At 70.9% G+C, this 10,125-nt stretch carries 5 protein-coding genes and 1 pseudogene; 4 read left to right on the top strand and 2 right to left on the bottom strand.

Translation table 11 applies throughout. The annotated features are described in order from the left end of the window. From AOQ53_RS42215 to AOQ53_RS35245, 3 genes and pseudogenes are all read left to right on the top strand, one after another. Window positions 1-528: pseudogene (locus AOQ53_RS42215) on the top strand (sensor histidine kinase); the annotation flags it as partial. Window positions 529-719: 191 nt separating this feature from the next. After that, entirely contained in the window at window positions 720-1,877 is a 1,158-nt protein-coding gene (locus tag AOQ53_RS35250; protein ID WP_059423636.1) for an alkaline phosphatase PhoX, read from the top strand. Between the two features lie 224 nt (window positions 1,878-2,101). Next, window positions 2,102-4,411 carry an FhaA domain-containing protein gene (locus AOQ53_RS35245; protein ID WP_059423635.1) on the top strand — a complete coding sequence of 770 codons (2,310 nt, stop codon included), beginning with the start codon at window positions 2,102-2,104 and terminating at the stop codon, window positions 4,409-4,411. 186 nt (window positions 4,412-4,597) lie between these two features. Here the strand turns inward: AOQ53_RS35245 and ppdK are convergent, their stop codons facing one another. Together ppdK and AOQ53_RS35235 are read right to left on the bottom strand one after the other, a co-directional pair. Then, window positions 4,598-7,345 (bottom strand): pyruvate, phosphate dikinase, encoded by a 2,748-nt coding sequence (gene ppdK, locus AOQ53_RS35240; protein ID WP_059423634.1) that lies wholly within the window; start codon window positions 7,343-7,345, stop codon window positions 4,598-4,600. A gap of 405 nt (window positions 7,346-7,750) precedes the next feature. Next, window positions 7,751-8,977, bottom strand: coding sequence for an ROK family transcriptional regulator (locus AOQ53_RS35235; RefSeq protein WP_174523397.1), 1,227 nt, complete (start codon window positions 8,975-8,977; stop codon window positions 7,751-7,753). 121 nt (window positions 8,978-9,098) lie between these two features. Here AOQ53_RS35235 and AOQ53_RS35230 point away from each other — a divergent pair. Beyond that, window positions 9,099-10,125, top strand: a 1,027-nt coding sequence (locus AOQ53_RS35230; protein WP_059423638.1) for an MGH1-like glycoside hydrolase domain-containing protein, incomplete at its 3' end; no start/stop codon positions are given.

Raw genomic sequence — 10,125 nt, 5'->3', positions numbered from 1 at the left:
CATCGGAACGGCACCGCACCTGGCAGCCCCTGTTCGCCCGCGAGGACGTCTCCCTCGTGCTCTTCGCGGGCAGCGTCGGCCCCGTGCTCGCGGCGCCGGGAGCCGTCGAGCAGATCATGGACAACCTGTTGCCCAACGCCCTGCGGGCGTCCCCGCCCGGCAGCACCGTCACGATCGAGCTGCGGATGCCGGCCCCGCCCCGCCCCGCCCTGCGCGACAGCCGCCCGCGCTGGGTCGACCTGCACGTCACCGACGAGGGCCCTGACGGAGGAGCAGCGGGCCCGCGCCTTCGACCGCTTCTGGCGCGCCCCGGGCGCTCCCAAGGGTGGCTCGGGACTCGGCCTCGCCCTGGTGCAGCGCCTCGCCCACGCCAGCGGCGGCGAGGCGACCCTGCACGCGGCGGCGACGGGCGGCCTGGACGTGGCGGTCCGGCTGCCGTCCGTACGACCGCCGGCCGAGGGGCACGGGCCGGGCACCGACCGGCCGAGGAGCGGCCGGAGACGGGAGGCACCGGCGCTGCCCGCATGAGCCCACGAACAACAAGGCGAGCCCCTCGGGCACCCCGTCGGACCCACAGGCGGCACACAGCCTGCCGCCCCACGGCCACGAGTTGTCCATGCCCCGTCAATCCTGTCCCCATAGCGTCCCTCCCGCCTCCCCCCACGCACAACCCTGCCGTCGACCGGCGGCAGGGCGGTACGGCACCTCTTGGAGTGAGAGTGGAACGTCGTAGCCTCCTGCGTGCGGCCGTCCTCGGCGGCACTTCGGCCGCCCTGGGCGGAACCCTGTGGCGCGGCGCCGCGTACGCGGCCCCGGCCCAGCCCGGCACCGGCCCCTACGGGCCGCTGGGCTCCCCGGACGCCAACGGCATCAGGCTCCCCAGCGGCTTCACCAGCCGGGTGATCGCCCGGTCGGGCCAGCGGGTCGGGAGCACGTCGTACACCTGGCACAACGCGCCGGACGGCGGCGCCTGTTACGCCGACGGCACGGGCTGGATCTATGTCTCCAACTCCGAGATCAATCCCTCGGGCGGCGCGAGCGCGGTGAGGTTCTCCTCGACCGGCGCGATCACCGGCGCGTACCGCATCCTGTCCAGCACCCGGCAGAACTGCGCCGGCGGCAAGACGCCGTGGAACACCTGGCTGTCCTGCGAGGAGGTGGACCGGGGCTACGTCTACGAGACCGACCCCTGGGGCACGAAGGCGGCGGTGCGCCGCGACGCCATGGGCCGCTTCAAGCACGAGGCGGCGGCGGCCGACCCGGTCCGCCAGGTCGTCTACCTGACCGAGGACGTCACCGACGGCTGCTTCTACCGCTTCCGCCCGACGACCTGGGGCGACCTGTCCTCCGGCACGCTGGAGGTCCTGGTGGCCGGCAGCGGTACGAGCGGCCCGGTCACCTGGGCCCGGGTCCCCGACCCCTCCGGCGCGACCGCCACCCGCAGCCAGGTCTCGGGCGCCAAGCGCTTCAACGGCGGCGAGGGCTGCTACTACGCGAACGACACCTGCTGGTTCACCACCAAGGGCGACAACCGCGTCTGGCAGTACAACGCGGGCTCCCAGACCATCGAACTCGCCTACGACGACTCCCTGGTGACGTCCGGCACGGCTCCCCTCACGGGTGTCGACAACGTCACCGGCTCCTCCTCCGGCGACCTGTTCGTCGCGGAGGACGGCGGCACCATGGAGATCTGCGTGATCACCCCGACCGACGTGGTCGCCCCCTTCCTCCGCGTCGACGGACAGTCCGGCTCGGAGATCACCGGCCCGGCGTTCTCTCCGGACGGCAGCCGCCTGTACTTCTCGAGCCAGCGCGGCACGACGGGCAGTTCGTCGGGCGGCATCACGTACGAGGTGAAGGGCCCGTTCCGCTCGTAACCTCCCCTGCCGCGGGAGACCGAGGCACGACAGAGGGCGGCACCTCGGCGCGGGTGCCGCCCTTTTGCGTCCCCAGAAGCCTGGAGGCGGAGGTCTGCGTCCGATCCGGTGAATTGAGGCGGCCCCCCAAGTGCGGTCACTGTGGGTGGCTATATAAGTACTAATAGTAAGATCATCGCCTTGCCTGACTGCATCGCGGCAGATAGGCACCCCCGGAGGCTGCAGTGGGAACACTGGACAAGATCGAACAGGTCTTCGAGGCTCTGGTTGACGGCACCTTCTCCAAGGTCTTCAAATCCGCGGTGCACCCCATGGAGTTCGCCGGCGCGCTCCGGCGTGAGTGCGACATCAACGCCAGGATCTGGAACCGGGACTGCACGATGGCGCCCAACGCCTTCATCGTCGAGCTCAGCCCGAGCGACCACGAACGACACAGCCCGTGCCTGGTGATGCTCGGCGAGGAACTGGTCGAGAAGGTGCGCGAGTACGCCGAAGAACAGGACTACTCGTTCGTAGGCCCGGTGAAGGTTCAACTGCACCGGGTGGAGAGCATGAAAGCCGGGCATTTCCGCGTGCGCAGCCGGCTCGAGGTTCCACCCGAGGTCCAGCACGCGTTGGGAGCCGGTCGGGGTTTCCGCGCCGCGTACGCGACACAGGTGGGGCGCGGCCCTGGCGGAACGGGTGCCTGGCGGCCGTCGGCACCTGCCTGGCGCCCGGAAAAGCGGGTCCTGACAGTGGAGCAGTTCATATCTCTGGGACTGCGGTTCGACGAAAGCGGCAGGTTGGTCCGCGCGGACCCGCCAAACCCCCTCACCGCGTCGTCGCCGCCCATCGGTGTCACAGGATCCCGGCCGAACCGCGCGGACGCCGCTCTCCCGCATCGGCCGGGCCACAGACCGCGCGAGCTGCCTGCCGGGCAGAGCGCGCGTCCGGCCTTCGGCTTCGCAGGCGGCCAGGCGCACCACCCGGACGGCGGCCACGGACGCCTGGGCATCGCCGGCCCGCCCGAGCTGCGGACCGGAGGCTCCGGCACGGGCCGGCCACCGGTCGCCCTCGTTCCGATCGGGCCCTCCCACCGCACAGAGGCACCAGGTCACAGGCCTGGCCGGCACGCCGACGTGCTGCCTTCCGGGTACCGACGCAACCCCGTCGGCACTGCTCTCGACCTACGCTCCAACTCACTGAAGGGAAAAAGCGTGACGAACGAACCCGACACCTGCGTCGGCGATCCCGCGCCCCGCGCGGGCGGGGAGGGCTCCGGCGAAGCCGGCTCTACACCGCAAGAGGCGTCCGGCGCGTTCCCGGCCGTCGCCCCGGCGGAGCCGGTGACCGGCACCCAGCAGGCCCATGAGGCCGTGCCGCCGCAGGAGGGCAGGGCGGAGCACCACACCACGGTGCCCGCGGGGAACAACCTGGGTGCACAGCCTCCGGTGGCACCCTCTGCCAGGGTGATGCAGCCGCCGGGCTACGGCGGTGCCGCGCCGGCACCCGCTCGTCAACCGTCGCCGCCCGCTCCGGCCTACTGGCCGGGGCGGGACCGCAGCGGGACCCTGGGGCACAGTGCGGCTGTCGAGCTCTCCTCCGACCGCCTGCTGCGCAAGCGGCGCGGTGACCGCGGTGACCACGCCTGGTTCCGCATCATGGGCAAGGCCGCGGAGCGGGAGCGCCAGCACAAGCTGGCCATCCTCCGTACGCCGGTGATGCAGTGTTACAAGATCGCCGTCATCAGTCTCAAGGGTGGCGTCGGCAAGACCACCACCACTGCCGCCCTGGGCGCGACGCTCGCCTCCCAGCGCCAGGACCGGGTCGTCGCGATCGACGCCAATCCGGACGCGGGCACGCTCAGCCATCGCGTGCGCCGCGAGACGGGTGCCACCATCCGCGACCTGGTGGCCGAGATCCCCAACCTCACCCATTACATGGCGGTACGGCGTTTCACCTCGCAGGCCCCGAGCGGCCTGGAGATCCTCGCCAACGAGGTCGACCCCGCTCTGTCGACGGCGTTCAGCGACGAGGACTACAGAAAGGTGGTCAACTGCCTCGGGCAGCACTACCCGATCATCCTGACCGACTCCGGCACCGGCCTGCTGCACAGCGCGATGCGGGGTGTCCTGGACTTCGCCGACCAGCTGATCGTCGTCACCACCCCCAGCGTGGACGGCGCGACCAGCGCCAGCACCACCTTGGACTGGCTCTCCGCACACCACTATGACGACCTCGTCAAGCGGAGCATCACCGTGGTCTCCGAGGCCCGTAAGAAGAACAAGAGAGTCGAGGTGAACGGCATCCTGGATCACTTCCGCGCCCGCTGCCGGGGCGTGGTGGTGGTTCCGTTCGACGAGCACCTCGCCTCCGGCTCGGAGGTCGACCTGGCCGAGATGAGGCCGCAGACCCGCGAGGCGTACTTCGAGCTGGCCACCCTGGTGGCCGCGGACTTCGCCCGCACCCAGCCGGAGGCGATGTCCTGGACCGCCCCCTACCCTCACTCGGGATACAACGCGGCCAGCATGTTCACCGCCCCCGCGTGGGGGTGATACCCAACCGGAGCGGTGTTCCCGAACCGGCGCGGTCGACCGCGGGGAACTCCGTCGCCGCCCCTGCCCCGAGAGGGCGGCACCCCCGCACGGGTGCCGCCCTCTTTCGTGCTCCGGAGCCGCCGCCCCGTCCGTGAGGGTCGGTGTGACAGGCCGCGGCTCCGGCTTCCGGTCACTCGGCGTGGCCTACCGGTGGTCGCTGCCCTCCGCCTGGACCGCCGCCCGGCCGGCCTCCAGACGGGCCACCGGGATGCGGAACGGGGAGCAGGAGACGTAGTCGAGTCCCACCTCGTGGAAGAAGTGGACCGACTCCGGGTCGCCGCCGTGCTCGCCGCAGACGCCGAGCTTGAGGTCGGGCCGGGTCTCACGGCCGGCCTGTGCGGCGAGCTTCACCAGGGAGCCGACGCCGTCCTTGTCGATCGTCTCGAACGGGGAGACGCCGAAGATGCCCTTCTCCAGGTACGCGGTGAAGAAGCTGGCCTCCACGTCGTCCCGGGAGAAGCCCCACACCGTCTGCGTCAGGTCGTTCGTGCCGAAGGAGAAGAACTCGGCCGCCTCGGCGATCTGACCGGCGGTCAGGGCGGCGCGCGGCAGCTCGATCATCGTGCCGATGGACAGCTTGAGCTGCGCACCCGAGGCCGCCTCGACCTCGGCGATGACCTTGTCGGCCTCCTCGCGCACGATCTCCAGCTCCTGCACCGTGCCGACGAGCGGGATCATGATCTCGGCGCGCGGGTCGCCCTTGGCGGCCTTGCGCTCGGCGGCGGCCTCGGCGATCGCCCGGACCTGCATGGTGAACAGGCCGGGGATGACCAGGCCCAGGCGCACACCGCGCAGGCCCAGCATCGGGTTCTGCTCGTGGAGCCGGTGCACGGCCTGGAGGAGGCGCAGTTCGTTCTCGTGCGGCTCCTGGCGGGACTCGGCGAGGGCGACGCGCACCGACAGTTCCGTGATGTCGGGCAGGAACTCGTGCAGCGGCGGATCCAGCAGCCGGACGGTGACCGGGAGGCCGTCCATCGACTCGAAGAGCTGGACGAAGTCCTGCTTCTGGAGCGGCAGCAGTTCCTTGAGGGATTCCTCGCGCTCGGCCTGGGTGTCGGCCAGGATCAGCCGCTCCACCAGCTCGCGCCGGTCGCCGAGGAACATGTGCTCGGTGCGGCACAGGCCGATGCCCTGGGCGCCGAAGCGGCGGGCCCGCAGCGCGTCCTCGGCGTTGTCCGCGTTGGCCCGCACGCGCAGACGGCGCTTGCGGTCGGCGAACGCCATGATGCGGTGGACCGCCTCGACCAGCTCGTCGGCGTCCTCGGCACCGGCGTGCATCCGGCCCTCGAAGTACTCCACGACCGGGGACGGCACGACCGGCACCTCGCCGAGGTAGACCTTGCCCGTCGAGCCGTCGATGGAGACGACGTCGCCCTCCTCGACGACGTGCCCGCCCGGCACGGTCATCCGGCGGCGCTTGGTGTCGACCTCCAGCTCCTCCGCACCGCAGACACAGGTCTTGCCCATGCCGCGCGCGACCACGGCCGCGTGGGAGGTCTTGCCGCCGCGCGAGGTCAGGATGCCCTCGGCGGCGATCATGCCGTCCAGGTCGTCGGGGTTGGTCTCGCGGCGGATCAGGATGACCTTCTCGCCCGAACGCGACCACTTGACGGCGGTGTAGGAGTCGAAGACCGCCTTGCCGACCGCCGCGCCCGGGGAGGCCGCGATGCCCCGGCCGACCGTCTCGACCTTCGCGCTCTCGTCGAAGCGCGGGAACATCAGCTGCGCGAGCTGGGCGCCGTTGACGCGGGTGAGCGCCTCGGCCTCGTCGATCAGGCCCTGGTCCACCAGCTGGGTCGCGATGCGGAAGGCCGCGCCCGCGGTGCGCTTGCCGACCCGGGTCTGGAGCATCCACAGCACACCGCGCTCGATGGTGAACTCGATGTCGCAGAGGTCCTTGTAGTGGTTCTCCAGCGTCTCCATGATCTGCATCAGCTGGTCGTACGACTTCTTGTCGATCCGCTCCAGGTCCGCGAGCGGCACGGTGTTGCGGATGCCCGCGACCACGTCCTCGCCCTGCGCGTTCTGGAGGTAGTCGCCGTAGACGCCCTGGTGGCCGGAGGCGGGGTCGCGGGTGAAGGCGACGCCGGTGCCGGAGTCGGGGCCGAGGTTGCCGAAGACCATGGAGCAGACGTTGACGGCCGTGCCCAGGTCGTGCGGGATGCGCTCCTGGCGGCGGTAGAGCTTGGCGCGGTCGGTGTTCCAGGAGTCGAAGACCGCGTGGATGGCGAGGTCCATCTGCTCACGCGGGTCCTGCGGGAAGTCCCGGCCGGCCTCGGTCTTGACGATCTTCTTGAACTTGGTGACGAGCTTCTTGAGGTCGGCGGCCTCCAGCTCGGTGTCGACCGTGACCTTCTTGGTCTCCTTGGCCTTCTCCAGCGCGTCCTCGAAGAGCTCGCCGTCGACGCCGAGGACGGTCTTGCCGAACATCTGGATGAGGCGGCGGTAGGAGTCCCAGGCGAAGCGGTCGTCGCCGGCCTGCTTGGCCAGGCCCTGCACCGACTTGTCGGAGAGACCGATGTTGAGGACGGTGTCCATCATGCCGGGCATGGAGAACTTGGCGCCCGACCGCACCGACACCAGCAGCGGGTCGTCGGCCTGGCCGAGCTTTTTGCCCATGCGCTGCTCCAGCGCGTCGAGGTGCGCACTCACCTCGTCACGCAGTGCCGCCGGCTCCTCGCCGCTGTCCAGGTAGACCTTGCACGCCTCGGTGGTGATGGTGAAGCCGGGCGGGACGGGAAGGCCCAGGTTCGTCATCTCGGCGAGGTTCGCGCCCTTGCCACCGAGGAGGTCCTTGAGGTTCTTGTTGCCCTCGGTGAAGTCGTAAACGAACTTCACGCCCTCAACACTCTTACCGTGCTCAGCTACGTGGGGATCTTTGTTTTCCGACACGGGTCTCGACTCCTCGAGGACGCGGTGGCTGCCCTGACGGCGAGGAACATACCCAGATCAAAGGCTTCTGGGTACGTCCACTCGCGCGTCATACGCCTGTAACCACTCGTCCGCCAGTGGATCGAAAGTCAAGGCTGAGCAAGCGATCACAGCCACATGTTTTCACTTCTTGAACGCATGGACCTCCGTGAACCCCGCCGAGCGCTCAAATGAGCGAGGTTCGACACGATTGATTTCGCTCGATGAACGATCAAAGGGTGGCACTCAGTGCCACCCTTTGGAGAAGTGCAGCCGCTCAAGCTCCGCTCATCTGAGCGCAACCCTTATCAAGGGTGGCGAGAATCACGCTGCCACAGCCGACGGGATTTCACCATGCGGACGCGTCTCGGGGCCGAAATGTCCCCGTCACACCCCGAGGGCGCGCAGCCGCTCCTCGACCCGCTCGGGGGCGTAGAGATGCTCCACGACCATCGCCCCGGCCCCGACCAGCCCGGACCGCTCGCCGAGCCGTGACGTCACGACGTCCAGGTGGGCGGTGGAGCGGGGCAGCGCCCGCTGGTAGAGCAGTTCGCGCACACCCGTGAGGAACGGGGTTCCGGCCAGATCCCCGGCGATCATCAGCACCCCGGGGTTGAGCAGCGTCACCACGGTCGCCAGCACGTCCCCGACCCGGCGCCCGGCCTCCCGGGCGAGACCGACCGCCTCGGGATGCCCGGACGCCAGCAGGTCCCGTACGTCCGAGCCGGAGGCCGCCCGCACCCCGGTCTCCGCCAGCCGCCGCGCCACCGCGCCACCGCTCGCGACGGCGGCCAGGCAGCCGTACGAACCGCACCGGCACAGCGTCTGGGCGCCCTCCGGCACCCGGATGTGCCCGATGTCCCCGGCGCCCCCGTCGATACCCCGGAACACCGCGCCGTCCACCACGACCCCGGCACCGATGCCGGTGGAGACCTTGACCAGCACGAAGGCTGAGCAGTCGGGATAGCCGGTGCGCTGTTCGCCGTAGGCCATGAGGTTGGCGTCGTTGTCCACCAGCACCGGCACCTCGGCGGCGCCCGTGTGCTCGGTGAGCGCCCGGGCCAGCCGGCTCCTTATGTCGTAGCCGTCCCAGCCGGGCATGATCGGCGGCTGGACGACGCGGCCGGTCTCGGTGTCCACCGGGCCGGGCACGGCGAGTCCGACGCCGCACACCGACTCGGCCCCGCGTCCGGCCTTCTCCAGCAACTCGCCGAACCAGCGGCCCAGTTCGCCCAGCACGAGGTCCGGCCCGTCGTCGACGACGAGGGTGCCGGAGTGCTCGGCGAGGATCTCGCCGCTCAGCGACAGCACCGCCGCCCGCGCGTGCCGGGTGTCGAGGTCGGCGGCCAGGACCACCGCGTGCTCGTCGTCGAACTCCAGAGTGATGGAGGGGCGCCCGCCCAGCGGGGAGTCCACCGGCCCCCCGGCGCCCTCGCGCAGCCAGCCCGCGCGGAAGAGCCGGTCGAGCCGCTGCCCGACGGTGGCCCGGGACAAACCGGTCGCCTGCTGGAGCGCACCCCGGGTCACGGCGCGGCGACTGCGCACCAGTTCGAGCAGTTCGCCGGCGCTCGCCTGGCCGGCACCTCGTCCCGCTCTGACGGGCCGTCCGGTCATGCACACCCCCTTGTGTTTCTCAACCTTGCCTTACATAGTGGGTTTTGCGTGTTAAATAGACGTAACCCCACGGTAGCCGCAGCCGAACCGGCCGGCTGGACGTCTTTCCGGAGAGCCCCGAGTGGACAGCACCGCCCAACGCGCTTCTCGTCCCACGGGACGAACCGTTGCATACGATCCGCCCAGTGCCGCGCCACCCCTGCATGTCAGGGCCGCCGCCGTGCTGGAGGCCGGCTGGACGGGCACGTCCACCGTGCCCTCGCGCGGTCTGTATCCGCACCAGTGGTCCTGGGACTCGGCGTTCATCGCGATCGGCCTGAGGCACGTGTCGCCGTTACGGGCACAGACGGAGCTGGAGACGCTGCTGGCGGCCCAGTGGGCGGACGGACGGGTCCCGCACATCGTCTTCAACCCCTCCGTCCCGCTCGACGCGTACTTCCCGAGCCCCGACTTCTGGCGCTCCTCGACCGCGGGGCACTCCGCGGGCGCCCCGCGCACCGTACAGACCTCCGGGATCGTGCAGCCACCGGTCCACGCGCTGGCCGCGTGGCTGGTGCACCTCGCCGACCCCGGTCTGTCCCGGGCGCGCGGCTTCCTCGCCCGGGCGTATCCCCGGCTCGCGGCCTGGCACCGGTATCTGCTGCACCGGCGCGACTTGGGCGGAGGCGGACTGGTGTCCGTCGTGCACCCCTGGGAACAGGGTATGGACAACAGCCCCTGCTGGGACCGTCCGCTCTCCCGGGTCACTCCGGCCCCGGCCGGCTCCTTCCGCCGCGCCGACCTCGACCACGGCGCCCCCGAGGACCGGCCGACGGATCTGGACTACGGGCGGTACGTACGGCTGGCGAGCGACTACCGGGACCGCGGGTACGCAGACGGTGGAATCGGAGGGGCGGCCCGCAGGGCCTCGGTTGAGGGTGGTGGGGGGAGACGGGCGGGCGACTTCGCCGTGGAGGACCCGGCGTTCAACGCCCTGCTCATCGCCTCCGAGCACGCCCTGGCCCGGATCGCCCGCGAGCTGGGCGCGGCGGCTCCGCTCCACCAGGGCGGCGCCGAGCGGCTCACCGCCGCCCTGGTGGAGCGGCTGTGGGAGCCGTCGGCGGGGATGTTCCTGTGCAGGGACGTGCGCGCCGGGGAGCTGATCCCCG

The organism is Streptomyces azureus (assembly GCF_001270025.1).
GTDB lineage: Bacteria > Actinomycetota > Actinomycetes > Streptomycetales > Streptomycetaceae > Streptomyces > Streptomyces azureus.
This window is presented reverse-complemented; position numbering and strand designations above follow the sequence as displayed.

Bases quoted from the DNA above. Each gene is read 5' to 3' on its own strand.
- AOQ53_RS35235 (WP_174523397.1), bottom strand. From the start codon at position 8,977: ATGACCGGACGGCCCGTCAGAGCGGGACGAGGTGCCGGCCAGGCGAGC.